Source organism: Luteimonas sp. MC1828 (assembly GCF_016461615.1).
Classification (GTDB): domain Bacteria; phylum Pseudomonadota; class Gammaproteobacteria; order Xanthomonadales; family Xanthomonadaceae; genus Luteimonas.
Genome location: NZ_JAEMNY010000001.1, coordinates 802,451 through 816,023, shown reverse-complemented (window position 1 = coordinate 816,023; position 13,573 = coordinate 802,451). Strand labels below are relative to the sequence as shown.

At 71.2% G+C, this 13,573-nt stretch carries 14 protein-coding genes; 9 read left to right on the top strand and 5 right to left on the bottom strand.

Going from position 1 to position 13,573, the window contains the following annotated elements; translation table 11 throughout:
- Position 1 precedes the first annotated feature (1 nt).
- On the bottom strand, positions 2-874 hold the full coding sequence (gene trxA / locus JHB91_RS03835) for a thioredoxin (RefSeq protein ID WP_199471594.1): 873 nt from the start codon (positions 872-874) through the stop codon (positions 2-4).
- A gap of 123 nt (positions 875-997) precedes the next feature.
- On the opposite strand from trxA, the gene JHB91_RS03830 reads away from it, so the two are divergent.
- Positions 998-1,627, top strand: coding sequence for a DUF998 domain-containing protein (locus JHB91_RS03830; RefSeq protein ID WP_233398507.1), 630 nt, complete (start codon positions 998-1,000; stop codon positions 1,625-1,627).
- A gap of 10 nt (positions 1,628-1,637) precedes the next feature.
- Here JHB91_RS03830 and JHB91_RS03825 read toward each other — a convergent pair whose 3' ends face one another.
- Positions 1,638-3,380 (bottom strand): diguanylate cyclase, encoded by a 1,743-nt coding sequence (locus JHB91_RS03825; protein WP_199471588.1) that lies wholly within the window; start codon positions 3,378-3,380, stop codon positions 1,638-1,640.
- A 95-nt stretch (positions 3,381-3,475) separates the two neighbouring features.
- On the opposite strand from JHB91_RS03825, the gene leuS reads away from it, so the two are divergent.
- Genes leuS through rlmH form a run of 6 tightly spaced genes read left to right on the top strand, consistent with a single transcriptional unit; the run spans position 3,476 to position 9,572 of the window.
- Positions 3,476-6,226 carry a leucine--tRNA ligase gene (leuS, locus tag JHB91_RS03820; RefSeq protein ID WP_199471585.1) on the top strand — a complete coding sequence of 917 codons (2,751 nt, stop codon included), beginning with the start codon at positions 3,476-3,478 and terminating at the stop codon, positions 6,224-6,226.
- A gap of 50 nt (positions 6,227-6,276) precedes the next feature.
- Entirely contained in the window at positions 6,277-6,858 is a 582-nt protein-coding gene (lptE, locus tag JHB91_RS03815; RefSeq protein WP_199372510.1) for an LPS assembly lipoprotein LptE, read from the top strand.
- Between the two features lie 19 nt (positions 6,859-6,877).
- Positions 6,878-7,915, top strand: coding sequence for a DNA polymerase III subunit delta (gene holA, locus JHB91_RS03810; RefSeq protein WP_199372511.1), 1,038 nt, complete (start codon positions 6,878-6,880; stop codon positions 7,913-7,915).
- The gene (gene nadD / locus JHB91_RS03805; protein ID WP_199372512.1) at positions 7,912-8,595 is read left to right on the top strand and encodes a nicotinate-nucleotide adenylyltransferase; all 684 of its coding nucleotides are present in this window, start codon (positions 7,912-7,914) and stop codon (positions 8,593-8,595) included. Before holA ends, nadD begins: the two co-directional genes overlap by 4 nt.
- Positions 8,596-8,623: 28 nt before the next feature.
- Positions 8,624-9,070, top strand: a complete 447-nt coding sequence (rsfS, locus tag JHB91_RS03800) for a ribosome silencing factor (RefSeq protein WP_199372513.1) — start codon at positions 8,624-8,626, stop codon at positions 9,068-9,070.
- Positions 9,071-9,101: 31 nt separating this feature from the next.
- Positions 9,102-9,572, top strand: coding sequence for a 23S rRNA (pseudouridine(1915)-N(3))-methyltransferase RlmH (gene rlmH, locus JHB91_RS03795; RefSeq protein WP_199372514.1), 471 nt, complete (start codon positions 9,102-9,104; stop codon positions 9,570-9,572).
- Positions 9,573-9,584: 12 nt separating this feature from the next.
- On the opposite strand, the gene JHB91_RS03790 is transcribed toward rlmH, so the two are convergent.
- From JHB91_RS03790 to JHB91_RS03780, 3 genes are all read right to left on the bottom strand, one after another.
- Complete coding sequence (locus JHB91_RS03790) at positions 9,585-10,256, bottom strand: energy transducer TonB (RefSeq protein ID WP_199372515.1); 672 nt, start codon at positions 10,254-10,256, stop codon at positions 9,585-9,587.
- A gap of 196 nt (positions 10,257-10,452) precedes the next feature.
- Complete coding sequence (locus JHB91_RS03785) at positions 10,453-10,641, bottom strand: hypothetical protein (protein WP_199471582.1); 189 nt, start codon at positions 10,639-10,641, stop codon at positions 10,453-10,455.
- Position 10,642: 1 nt separating this feature from the next.
- The gene (locus tag JHB91_RS03780; RefSeq protein ID WP_199471580.1) at positions 10,643-11,374 is read right to left on the bottom strand and encodes an SIMPL domain-containing protein; all 732 of its coding nucleotides are present in this window, start codon (positions 11,372-11,374) and stop codon (positions 10,643-10,645) included.
- 121 nt (positions 11,375-11,495) lie between these two features.
- Here JHB91_RS03780 and JHB91_RS03775 point away from each other — a divergent pair, with 121 nt between their 5' ends.
- Together JHB91_RS03775 and rng are read left to right on the top strand one after the other, a co-directional pair.
- On the top strand, positions 11,496-12,092 hold the full coding sequence (locus tag JHB91_RS03775; protein WP_199471578.1) for a Maf family nucleotide pyrophosphatase: 597 nt from the start codon (positions 11,496-11,498) through the stop codon (positions 12,090-12,092).
- Positions 12,089-13,570 (top strand): ribonuclease G, encoded by a 1,482-nt coding sequence (rng, locus tag JHB91_RS03770; protein ID WP_199372519.1) that lies wholly within the window; start codon positions 12,089-12,091, stop codon positions 13,568-13,570. The genes JHB91_RS03775 and rng overlap by 4 nt, the downstream gene beginning before the upstream one ends.
- The last annotated feature ends 3 nt before the right edge of the window (positions 13,571-13,573 follow it).

Genomic DNA, 13,573 nt, shown 5'->3' with positions numbered 1-13,573 from the left:
GTCAGGACAGCAGCAGCGCCGACATCTGCCGGCGGTAGCGGGCGACGAGCGCGTCATCGTCGATGACGCGGAACGCCTCGATCAGCGCCTTGCGCGGCAGGCCGTCGTCGAAGGCGCGGTCGCGGCGCAGCATTTCCATGAACTGCTGCAGCGCCGCTTCGTGGCGGCCGGCCACGATGTGCTGCGCGCCGAGCAGGTGGCGCGCGCGCAGGTCGGCGGGGTCACGGGAAATCGCCATCTCCAGCACCTCGACCGACGGCGCATCGCGCAGCAGCGCGGCGAAGTCCAGGCTGGCGCGTGCACGCACCGCGCGGTCGTCGGTGGCGAGATTGGCGGGCAGGGCGTCCAGCAGCTGGCTGGCCTCCTGGGTGACTCCGGTGGCGAGCAGTGCGAGTGCGAGCTCGAGCTTCAGCGCGTCATCGGCCGGCGCGGCTTCGCTCGCGTGTCGCAGGCGCAGGACCTCGGCATGCGGATCGGGCGGCGGCGGGGCGGCCTCGGCTGCCTCGGCTTCGGCGGCGGCCGGCTCGATGCCGTGCTGCTTCAGGAACTCGCGAAGCTGCCCCTCGGGCAGCGCGCCGGGGAACCCGTCGACCGGCTGCCCGTCCTTGACCAGGATGATGGTGGGGATGGAGCGGACCTGGAACGCACCGGCCAGCTCCTGCTGGCTGTCGACGTCGATCTTGGCCAGCACGAAGGCGCCGTTGTAGTCCGCCGCGAGCTTTTCGAGGATCGGCCCCACGGTCTTGCACGGGCCGCACCATTCGGCCCAGAAGTCGATCAGGACCGGCGTGCGCAGCGAGCGCTCAAGGACTTCCGCCTCGAAGTTGTCGGCGGTGGCATCGAAGACGTGGGGCGAAGCGGTGTGCGGGGACATGGCGGGATCCAATCGGCGATCGACAGGAGATTGTGCCAGCGCTTGCCGTTTGCAAGCGCGCGGGGCGACGATGCCGCTCCCCCGGACCAGGCACATGGGCGCATGGCGACAGCGCGGAACAGGTTGGACACGCATGCAAGGCGGCGCGATGCATGGCGCTGGGCGGGCGTTGCCGCGGCGGGCTGCTTCGCGCTGGCGCTCGGCGGATTCGGCCTGGCGCTGGATGGCTTCGCGCAGCACCTGCATCCGGTCGCGGTGCTGGGCGCGACCGGCGTGCCGCGCGCACTGGGCTTCAATTTGCTTGCGTTCGTCATTCCCGGGGCGCTGGCCGCGATGCTGGCGCTGCGTGCGCGTGGTGCATTGGCCGGGCACGCAGCGCTTGCCGCGCGCCTCGGCTGGACCCTGGCGCTGCTGGCGGCGCTCGCGTTCGTCGCGCAGGGCCTGCTGCCGCTGGACCTTGACGCGCCCGACCAGGCGCGCAGCCGCCTGCACGGCGCGGCGTGGGCCATCTGGGAAATCGCCTTCGTGGCCGCGACGGCACTGCTGGCGCTGGCTGGCGCGCGCGTCCGTCGGGCGACTGCGGCCCTGCATGCAGCGGCTGGGGTCGCGGTGCTGGTGTTTGCCTCGCTGGCGGGCGATGCCATGCCGGCGGCGCTGGTGCAGCGCATCGCGTTCGCCGCGTGGTTCGCCTGGCTTGCATGGGTGGGCTGGACGGCCGTCACCGGCGATCGACGCACGCGGCAAGCCGGATAGCGGTGCGGCCTCAGCTGGTGGCGGTGGCGTGCACCACGCGGTCGCGCCCTTCGGCCTTGGCGCGATAGAGCGATGCGTCCGCCAGGCCGAGCAGCACTTCCGGCGTGGCGCCGTCGGCCGGAAAGCTGGCCACGCCGATCGAGAGCGTCACCGGCCCGAGGGTCTGGCCCATGTGCAGCAGGGTGGTCATCGCCACGGTGCGGCGGATGGTCTCGGCGCGGGTGATCGCGGTGGCCGCGTCCGCCTCGGGCAGGATCAGGGTGAATTCCTCGCCGCCATAGCGGCACGCAAGGTCCTCGCCGCGCACCAGCGCCTCCAGCGTGCGACCGACGTGCGACAGCACGGCATCGCCCGCAGCGTGGCCATGCTGGTCGTTGAAGCGCTTGAAGTTGTCGACATCGATCATCAGCAGCGACAGCGGCAGGTTGCGGCGCTCGCAGCGCTGCAGTTCGCGGGCGAGGTTCTCTTCGAGGTAGCGGCGGTTGAACAGGCCGGTCAGCGGATCGCGCAGCGACTGCACGCGCAGCGTTTCACGCAGGCGCAGGTTGGCGATCGCCATGGCCAGCTGCTCGCCGACCGAGGTGACCATCTCGACGTCGTTGTCGTCCTCATTGCCATTGGCCTGGGCGTTGACGTGGAGCATGCCCAGGGTGTCGCCCTGCGCGACCAGCGGCACGCACAGCGACGACACGCCGGCCAGGCTGCCGGTGTGGTCGAGATGGGCGCAGCGCTGCCCGCCGCTGTGTCCGTCGACGTGGTGCGGCTGGCCGCGGCGAATGCCCCAGCAGTCGCCGGGTGCGATCAGGTCGCCACTGGCGACCGCTTCCTGGCCGAAGTGCGCGGCGGTCTCCAGGAAATCGCGCGACGCCCGGGCCACGTAGCAGCGCCCCCCCAGCCACGGCACCAGCTGCCGCAGGGTGAACGCCGTGGCCTCCATGGCTTCATCGAGGTTCTGGCAGCTCTGCAGCATGCCGGCGTAGGCACCCAGCTTCTGGCGCTGAGCGCCGAGACGTTCGGCGCGCGCCTGCGCGCACTCGGTGCGCGCGATGGCCATGCGCGCCTCCGCCTCGAGGTGACGACTGCGGCTGTTTTCGACGGTCAGGCTGCGCAGCAGCGCGATCATCAGCCCCAGCGACACCGCCAGCCCGAGCACCACGAAGCTGATCAGCAGGACGGCGTTGCGCCGGCTGGTGCCGAGTCGCTCCTCCAGCAGGCGCGTTTCCTCGGCGCGCAATGCAGTGCTGGTGGCAATGAACACCTGGTGGGCGGCCACGCTTTCAGCGGGGCGCATGGCGCGGATGGCCGCAGGCGCGCCGTCGCGCTGCTGGATGTCGACCAGCCGCTGCAGTTCGGCGATCCGCGTCTCCGACAGGGCGTCGATGCGCCTGGCCAGGCCCAGTTGCGTGGGATTGTCCGCGGCAGCGACGACCAGCGCTTCGCGCGCGCGTTCGTTGTCCTCCATGTTGGCCATGTACTCGGCCAGCATTCCCGGGTGCCCGGCAAGGCGGTATCCGCGCGCGCCGGCTTCCGCGCCGTGGAGCGTGGACTGGACCTGGTCGAGCGCGGCGATCACCTTGTAGCTGTGTTCCACCCAGTCCCGGCTCTCCACCAGGCCCCTGACGCCCAGCACCGTAGCCAGGCAGACACCGACCAGCAGCGCGAGCGCCAGGGCGAACGCAGGTGTGCGGTAGGGGCGCAGCCTGGAGACAGACGCCTGCGGCACGGGGGTGGGCTCGCACGGGAGTTGCGGCATTGTGCCATCGCCGCGCGTACGCCAGCGGCAAGCGCATGGCGGCCCGGGGTGCGCTGCGGTAGGCTTCCGGGCCCCCTCCCACCGGTTCCCGCCACGTGTCCAACACCTCCGAAAGCCCCGATCCTTCCAGCTACCAGCCACAGGCCGTCGAGGCGGCGGCGCAGGGCTTCTGGGAGCGGGAGCGCGCGTTCGAGGTGTCCGAGGACAGTGCCAAGCCGAAGTTCTACTGCCTGGCGATGCTGCCGTACCCGTCGGGCGCGCTGCACATGGGCCACGTGCGCAACTACACGATCAGCGACGTGATCAGCCGCCACAAGCGCATGACCGGCCACAACGTGCTGCAGCCGATGGGCTGGGATGCGTTCGGCCTGCCTGCCGAAAACGCGGCGATCAAGAACCGCACCGCGCCGGCGAAGTGGACCTACGCCAACATCGACCACATGCGGACCCAGCTGAAGTCGCTGGGCTACGCGATCGACTGGTCGCGCGAGTTCGCCACCTGCAATCCCGACTACTACGTCCACGAGCAGCGCATGTTCGTGCGGCTGATGGAAAAGGGCCTGGCCTACCGCCGCAACTCGGTGGTGAACTGGGATCCGGTCGACCAGACCGTGCTCGCCAACGAACAGGTCATCGACGGCCGCGGCTGGCGCTCGGGTGCTGTAGTGGAGAAACGCGAGATCCCGCAGTGGTTCCTGCGCATCACCGACTACGCCCAGGAGCTCCTCGACGGGCTGGACACGCTCGACGGCTGGCCTGACCCGGTCAAGACCATGCAGCGCAACTGGATCGGCCGCAGCGAAGGGCTGGAAATCGCCTTCCACGTGGACGGTGAGGACGCCCCGCTGGTGGTCTACACCACGCGCCCGGACACGCTGATGGGCGCGACCTTCATCAGCATCGCCGGCGAGCACCCGCTGGCGCTGAAGGCCGCGCAGGGCAATCCCGAGCTGGCCGCGTTCCTCGCCGACCTGCGCCAGGGCGGGGTGTCGGAAGTCGAGCTCGAGGCGCAGGAAAAGCGCGGCATGGCCACCGGTCAGTGGGCCATCCATCCGGTCACCGGCGAGGACGTGCCGATCTACGTCGCCAACTTCGTGCTGATGGGTTACGGGACCGGCGCGGTGATGGCGGTGCCGGCGCACGACCAGCGCGACTGGGAGTTCGCCAAGGCCTATGGACTGCCCGTGCATCCGGTGATCGTGCCGCCGGGCGTGGCCGATGCGCTGCGCGAGGTGGCCAGCGACGTCGCCCATGACGCCGATCCGTTCCAGGCGGCGCTGGCCGGCGGTTCGGTCGACGCCTGGGACACCTCGGCCGCGGTGGCGATGGTCCGCGATTTCCTGGACGGCATCGAGCAGCGCGGCGCGTACACCGAGCGCGGCACGCTGGTGAATTCCGGCGACTACGACGGCATGGATTTCGACGCCGCCTTCGCGGCGCTGGCGGCGCGCTTCGAAGCCGAAGGCAGCGGTCGCAAGCGCGTCAACTTCCGCCTGCGCGACTGGGGCGTCAGCCGCCAGCGCTACTGGGGCTGCCCGATTCCGGTGGTCTACTGCGGTGCCTGCGGCGCGGTGCCGGTGCCCGAGGACCAGCTGCCGGTGGTGCTGCCGGAGGATGTCGAGGCCGCCTTCGCCTCCGGAACGGTGCAGTCGCCGCTCAAGTCCAACCCGGAATGGCGCCGCACCAGCTGCCCGACGTGCGGCCAGCCGGCCGAGCGCGAAACCGACACCTTCGACACCTTCATGGAGTCGAGCTGGTACTACGCCCGCTACACCTCGCCGGGCGCCGCCGACATGGTGGATGCGCGCGGCAGGTACTGGACGCCGGTCGACCAGTACATCGGCGGCATCGAGCACGCCATCCTGCACCTGCTGTATTTCCGCTTCTTCCACAAGCTGCTGCGTGACCAGGGCCTGGTGGACAGCGACGAACCCGCGGTCAACCTGCTGACCCAGGGCATGGTGGTCGCCGACACCTATTACCGCGAGGCCGCCAACGGCGCGCGCGACTGGATCAACCCGGCGGATGTCGAGGTGGAGCGCGACGAGCGCGGCCGCGTGGTGGGCGCGCACCTGCGCAGCGACGGGCAGCCGGTGTCCGTCGGCGGCACCGAGAAGATGTCGAAGTCGAAGAACAACGGCGTCGATCCGCAGTCGATGGTCGACAAGTACGGCGCGGACACCGTGCGCCTGTTCTCGATGTTCGCCTCGCCGCCGACGCTCTCGCTGGAGTGGAACGAGGCCGGCGTGGAGGGCATGTCGCGCTTCATGCGGCGCTTCTGGCGCGAGGTCCAGAAGCACGCCGACACGCTTCCCTTGCCTGCGGGGGACGTGTCGCCACCCACGGCCGCGCAGCGCACCCTGCGGCGCCAGCTGCACGAGACCATCCAGAAGGTCGGCGACGACTACGGCCGCCGCCACAGCTTCAATACCGCGATTGCCGCGCTGATGGAGTTCATGAACCACGTAGCGAAGTTCGACGACGCGTCGCCGGGCGGCCGCGCCGTGCGCCACGAGGCGCTCTCGGCGATGGTGCTGCTGCTGAATCCGGTGACGCCGCACGCCTGCCATGCGCTGTGGCAGGTCCTCGGCCATGCGGAGACGGTGCTGGAGGACGTCGCGTTCCCGGTCGTCGATCCGGCGGCGCTGGTGCGCGACGCGCTGACCCTCGCGGTGCAAGTGAACGGCAAGCTGCGCGGCACCATCGAAGTCGCCGCCGATGCCGCGCGCGAGGTCATCGAGGCCACCGCGCTCGCCGAGCCCGGCGTCGCCCGCATGCTGGAAGGGCTGTCGGTGCGCAAGGTGATCGTGGTGCCCGGCAAGATCGTCAACGTGGTGGCTTCATGAACGCGACGTCCCCGCTTGCCGCGCTTGGCCGCCTCGTACAGACTCCGCCGATGACCCGTTCCCATCTCCGTAGCTTCGTACTGGCGCTGCTGGTACTCGCGCTCCCCGCCTGCGGTTTCCACCTTCGCGACGCGCTCACGCTGCCGCCGGACCTGGACCGGGTGCGGGTGACCGCGCAGGACCCCTACAGCGCGCTGGCGCAGTCGCTGTCGCGCTCGCTGGAGCGTGCCGGCATCGAAGTGCCGACCGGCGACAGCCCCGGCGCCTCCGTCCTGCGGATCCACTCCGAACAGTGGGAGTCGCAGCCGCTCAGCGTCGACCAGTTCGGTCGCGCCCAGGAATACACGCTGCGTTACGCGGCGGTGTTCTCGCTGGTCGACGGCAGCGGCGGCATGCTGGTGCCGCAGCAGGTGATCGAGCTGTCGCGTGACTACGTATCGCTGCCCCAGGATTCCACCGGCTCGGAGAGCGAGCGCGAGCTGCTGTCACGCGAGCTGCAGCGCGAGATGGCGTCATCCGTGCTGCGTCGCATCGATGCGGTCACCCGCAGCCGTGCGGTCGAAGCCGAAGCCGGCCGCGCGGTTCCGGCCGTCGCGCCCGCCGTCGACGATCCCGCCGCCGGCACGCCCTGAGCGGGCTGGATCGGCGGCGATGGCCAGGGAACTGACGCCGGAGCAGCTGGCCACCGGGCTTGCCGGAGCGCCCCTGGCGCCGGTCTACCTGGTCGCCGGCCCGGAAACCCTGCGCGTGCTCGAGGCGGCGGATGCGATCCGCGCCCGGGCGCGCGAAGAGGGCTTCGCCGAGCGCGAGGTGTTCGATGTCGAAGGTCGTGACATCGACTGGGACGGGCTCGAGGCGAGCCTGCGCGCGCCCAGCCTGTTCTCGGCACGGCGCGTGATCGAGGTGCGCCTGCCCACCACCAAGCCGGGCAAGCAGGGCGCCGAGGTCATCACCGCCTACTGCGCCGACCCGCCGCCCGATACCTGCCTGCTGGTCACCGGCGGCGAATGGAGTGGCAAGCACGGCGGCAAGTGGAGCGAGGCGGTCGCGCGTGCCGGTTCCATTGCCGTGGCCTGGGCGATCAAGCCGCATGAGCTGCACGGCTGGGTCGAGGCCCGGCTGCGGCGGCGCGGCGTGCGCGCCGATCGCGACGCCGTGCAGCTGCTGGTTGAACGCGTCGACGGCAACCTGCTGGCCGCCGCTCAGGAGATCGACAAGCTGGTGCTGCTGGCCGAGGGTGGCGTGATCGATGCCGCGCGCATGCAGGTGCTGGTGGCCGACGCCGCGCGCTTCGACGTGTTCCGCCTGGTCGACGCCGCGCTCAACGGCGAAGGCGCGCAGGCCGTGCGCATGCTCGCAGGGCTGCGCGCCGAGGGCGAAGCGGTCCCGGCGCTGATGGGCATGGTGGTGATGGAGCTGCAGCGCGCGGCGGCGCTGGCGCGGGTGCAGGCGCGTGGCGGCAACCTGGCCGCGGAATTCAAGGTGCAGCGGGTCTGGGATGCGAAGCAGGCGGCGTACAAGCGCGCGCTGGCACGCCATCCGGCGGCGCGCTGGGAGCGCTTCGTGGCCGTGGCCGGACGGATCGACCGCATCGCCAAGGGGCGCGGCGAGGGCGACGCCTGGCAGGTGCTGGAGCGCCTGCTGCTCGCGGTCGCCGACGCGCGCGCGCTGCCGCTGCTCGCGGCGTGACATTGCTGGCCTGCTACGGCGGCAGCTTCGACCCGGTGCATCTCGGCCACGTGGCCATCGCGTGCGCGGTGCGCGACCGGCTTGGCGCCGAAGTCGTGCTGCTGCCCGCCGCGGATCCGCCGCACAAGGCGCGCACGCACGCCGACGCCGAGGCGCGCGCGGAGATGCTGGAGCTGGCAATCGCGGGCGAGCCGGGGATGCGGGTCGATCGGCGCGAACTGCGCCGGGACGGGCCGTCGTACAGCGTGGACACCCTGCGCCTGATCCGTGCCGAACAGGGCCCGCACCGGCCGATCGCCTGGGTGGTCGGTGGCGATTCGCTGCTGCAGCTCGACCGCTGGCACCGCTGGCGGGAGCTGTTCGCGCACGGCCACGTGCTCGCCGTGGAGCGCCCGGGTGCGCCGCTGGACGCGGCGACCGTGGAGCGCCTGGCGTTCACGGTGCACCGTGGCATCGAGTTCCGGCGCCGCGAGGCCAGCGCGCTTGCGGATTCACCGGCCGGTGGCTACGCCGTGCTCGCCTTGCCCGAACTGCGCGACGAATCCTCCACCGAAGTGCGGCGCCGCATCGCCGCCGGGGAGGATTGGCCGCCGATGGTGCCGGCGGCCGTTGCCGCACATATCCGCCAACATCGGCTGTATGTCGGCGGGCCCGGGTCCGGGACCGCCGCTTCGCTATAATCGCCGCCACGCCAACGAGTCGACCCCATTGACCACCCCCACCCAAGTCATCAAGACCAGTCTGCCCAACCCGCCCCCCGCAGTCGAAGTGCTGCTGGCCACCGTGCTCGAGGCGGTCGCCGAACTGAAGGCCCAGGACGTCGTGGAGATCGATGTCCGCGGCAAGACCAGCGTCTGTGACTACATGGTGGTGGCATCCGGCACCTCCACGCGGCACGTCAAGGCGATCGCCAACGAGGTGGTCCGCTTCGCCAAGCGCCTCGACTGCCAGCCGCTGGGCGTGGAGGGCGAGCGTGAGGCCGAGTGGGTGCTGGTCGACCTGGGCGACGTGGTGGTGCACCTGATGCTGCCGCGGGTACGCGAGTTCTATGCGCTCGAGCGCCTGTGGACCGTGGGCGACGAGCCGCCGGGCCGCGACGCCGACGCCGATGCCGGCCACGACGCAGGCGCCGCGCCCCGCCAGACGCGGGGCTGATCCGCCTGTTGGCGGCCGCCGCGCGGAGCCGATGAAAGCGCGCCTGGTCGCCGTTGGCGAGCGCCCCCCGGGCTGGGTGTCGGAGGGCTTTGCCGAATACCGCAAGCGGCTGTCGCACTGGCTGCCGCTGGAACTTGTCGAAATCACGCCCGGCCTGCGCGGCAAGGGCCGCGATGCGGTGCGCGCGACCAGCGATGAAGGCCAGCGCGTGCTCGCCGCGCTGCCGCGGGACGTGCACGTGGTGGCGCTGGATAGCCGCGGGCGCGCCTGGGACTCGGAAGCGCTGGCGACCCGGCTTGAGCACTGGCGGGGGCAGGGGCGCGACCTCGCCTTCCTCGTCGGCGGGCCCGAGGGCCACGCCGACGAGGTGCTGGCCCGCGCCGACGAAACCTGGTCGCTGGGCCCGCTGACGCTGCCGCACATGCTGGTGCGCCTGGTGCTGGCGGAGCAGCTGTACCGTGCGGCCGCGCTGCTCGCCAACCATCCCTACCACCGCGCCTAGGCGCGGTGGGGCTCAGCCGCGGTCGAGGACGAACTCGATCGGCACCAGGCCCAGCGCCTGCACCGGCTCGCCACCGCGCAGCGCCGGACGGAAGCGCCAGTGGCGCAGCACGTGGCGGCGCGCGGCCTCGTCGAGCCGGCGATGGCCGCTGCCGGCGTGGATCGTGACCTCCAGCGGCCGACCGTCGACCCCCACCAGGACCTGCAGCATCACCGTACCTTCGGCGCCATCGCGCAGCGCATCGCGCGGGTAGGGCGGAGCACTCGCCTCGCCGTACTCGAGGCGCATGCCGGTGACCGGGCCGTGTGCCGGCAGCACGCTGCCGGCGGCGGCGGATTCGGCCATAGGCTCCGGATCCACCGCGACGCTGCCGTGTTCCACCACTATTGCCGGCGGCATGGCGGGCGCCTCGATGCGCGGGGCGAATGTTGGCGCGGGGGCGGTGGGCTGCGGGCGCACCACCGCCACTTCGACCGGCGGCGGATCAGGCGGCTTCGGCCGGTCGGGGACCAGCACCACGACCGGCGGCGCCTCGGCGCGAGGCACCTCGAGCGTCCGGGTCATCGGCGCCAGCAGCAGCAGGAACGCCGCCGAGTTCAGCAGCAGGGTGCCGCTGATGCCCGCGATACGGACAGGATCGGGGCGTGCGGCGTCGCGACCGTGGATAACGGGATGCAGGACCATGGACCACCTCCCTCGGATGCACCGGCTGATGTCCGGCATGCATGCCAACGCGCGGGACGCGGCCGAGGGGTTGTCTGGGCCGCGTGGCGCGACTGGACTACGCGTCCAAGCTGCCCGGTCCATCGCGTCGCGGCAAGGCGCGCAGCGACGCACGGCCGCCCGCAGGCGACCGGCGGCGGATCAGTGCGGCGGGGACTCAGTCGCCGCCGGGCGCGGGGTCGTTTTCGCGGTCGGGTGCCAGGCCGCCGTCTTCGGGGTCCGGGCGAGGCTTTGCACCGCGGCCCGCATCGGTGCGATCACGCGGCTGCGGTTCGGCGTAGCCCGGGTTCTTGCCCGGGCGCGGGTCGGGGGAGGGCGGCGCCTGCTTGCGATCGGATCCGCCCATGTCAGCGCCCCAGTTCGAAGACCACGTCGAGGTTCGCATCCAGCGTGGTCTCGCCCGGCGACACCGGTGTGGACTCGGCATCGCGTGCCATCGACTTCATCATCATCATCGGTTGGGGGGGCTGGAAGCCGCCGCCTTCGCTGATGCTGACGATGCGGCGGACACGCAGGTCCAGCGACTTGGCATACATCGCGGCGCGCGCGCGCGCGAGGTCGAGCGCGGCACGGCGCGCCTCGTCGTAGACCGCCTCGGGCTGGTCGATCTCGAACGCGGGGCCGTTGATGTCGTTGGCGCCGCTGGCGACCAGCGCGTCGAGCACCTTGCCGAGGCGGTCGATGTCGCGGACCTTGATGCTGACCGTGTTGCTGGCGCGGTAGCCGGTGATTTCCGGCGCCTTGTTTTCCGCGTAGCGGTATTCGGGATTGACGCTGATCCCCGTGGTGCGGATGTCCTTTTCCGCCACGCCCGCGTCGCGGATGGCGGCCATCACCCTGGTCATCTGTGCGGCGTTGGCGCGCATCGCCGCGCTGGCGTCGGTGGCCTGGGTAACCACGCCGGCGGATGCGGTGGCGACATCGGGCACCCGGCTCGCCTGGCCGCGCGCCGAGACCGACAGCAGGGTGGCATCGCTGGCGGCCTGCATGGCCGGAGTCTGTGCGGAAGCGGTCATGGCGGTGGTACCGAGGGCGAGGGCGCAGGCGAGCAGCAGCGGGCGCAGGGCGGAATGGGGCATCGTGGTCTCCAGAACGAAGGGAACAAGGGTCTTGCTCATGCAGTGAACGGGTCGTGAGCCGCTCCGGGGTTGGCCGGCGCACGCGCGTCGGGCCGGCGTTCATGCGCGGTATCCTTGCCGGATGCTGCATCTTGCCTCGCAATCCCCCCGCCGCCGCGAACTGCTCGCGCGCCTTGGCCTCGACTTCGGCGTGCTCGATGTCGAAGTCGCCGAAGTGCGTGCGGCGGGCGAAGCGCCGGCCAGCTACGTGGCCCGCGTCGCGCGCGAGAAGGCCGGGGCCGGGCTGCTGCGCGTGGTCGCGGTGCCCGCTGCGGTGGTGCTGGGCTCGGATACCGAAGTGGTGCTCGATGACACGGTGTTCGGCAAGCCCGCGGACGCCGCCGAGGCGGCGGCGATGCTGCGCCGCCTGTCCGGGCGCAGCCACCAGGTCCTGACCGCGGTCTCGCTGGTGTCGGCGGGGCGCGAGGCTTCGGTGCTGGTGGCGACCGACGTCACGTTCGCAGACCTCTCGGACGAGGACATCGCGGACTACGTTGCCAGCGGCGAGCCGATGGGCCGCGCCGGCGCGTACGCCATCCAGGGCGGCGCCGAACGCTTTGTCGCACGGTTGGCGGGCAGCTATTCCGGGGTGATGGGCCTGCCCTTGCACGAGACCGCCGAACTGCTGCGCGGCTTCGGGATCAACGCGCGCACGCCGCGCGCCGGCGGCCGGGCATGAGCGAGGAGATCCTGGTCAACGTGACTCCGCGCGAGACGCGCGTGGCCGTGGTCGAGAACGGCATGCTGCAGGAGCTGCACATCGAACGCGGCTGGCGGCGTGGTGTGGTCGGCAACATCTACAAGGGCAAGGTGCAGCGGGTGATGCCCGGCATGCAGGCGGCCTTCGTCGACATCGGGCTGGAGCGCGCCGCGTTCCTGCATGCCAACGACGTGATGCGCTCGTTGCGCCCGCCCGAGCTGGTCGGCGACGAGCCGCCGCAGCCCGCGGCCACGCCGCCGATCAGCGAGCTGCTGCGCGACGGCCAGGACATCGTGGTCCAGGTGGTCAAGGATCCGATCGGCACCAAGGGCGCGCGGTTGACGATGCAGATCAGCATCCCGTCGCGCTACCTGGTGCTGTTGCCGCAGTCGACCGTGGTCGGCGTGTCCGCGCGGATCGAGGACGAAGCCGAGCGTGCGCGCCTCAAGTCGCTGGTGACCGGGTTCTCGGCGGGCAACCAGCACGGCTACATCGTGCGCACCAACGCCGAGGGCCAGCCTTCTGAAGCGCTGGCCGAGGACATCGCCTACCTGGCACGCGCCTGGCTGCTGGTCGAAGGGCAGGTGGCCAGCGCGCGCGTCGGCACCTGCGTCTACGAGGACCTGACCCTGCCGATGCGCGCGGTGCGCGACCTGATGCGCCGCGACGTGGAAAAGGTGAAGGTGGATTCGCGCGAGACCTGCGATCGCCTGCAGGTGTTCGCCGCGCAGTACATGCCCGGGCTCGCCGAGCGGATCGAGCACTACAGCGGCGCGCGCCCGGTGTTCGACCTGTACGGCGTCGAGGACGAGATCGGCCGCGCGCTGGAGAAGCAGGTGCCGCTGAAGTCCGGCGGCTACCTGGTCATCGACCAGACCGAGGCGATGACCACGGTCGACGTGAACACCGGCTCGTTCCTCGGCCAGCGCAACCTCGAGGAGACGGTGTACCGCACGAATCTGGAAGCCGCGCAGGCGGTCGCGCGCCAGCTCAGGCTGCGCAACCTGGGCGGCATCATCATCATCGACTTCATCGACATGGTCGATGCCGAGCATCGCCGCCAGGTGCTGCGCACGCTGGAAAAATCGCTGCTGCGCGACCACGCCAAGACCACGGTCTACGACTTCTCGCCGCTGGGCCTGGTGGAGATGACGCGCAAGCGCACGGTGGAAAGCCTGGAGCGCCAGTTGAGCGAGACCTGCCACGAGTGCGGCGGGCGCGGCATGCTCAAGACCGACGAGACCGTGACCTACGAGATCTTCCGCGAGATCGTGCGCGCGGTGCGCCAGTTCGACGCCGAGCGCCTGCTGGTGATCGCCTCGCCGAAAGTCGTCACCCGGATCACCGAAGAGGAGTCGGCGGCGGTCGCCGAACTCGAGGAGTTCCTGGGCAAGTCGATCCGCTTCCAGGCCGACGAGCAGTATTTCCAGGAACAATTCGATGTGGTGCTGCTCTAGCCA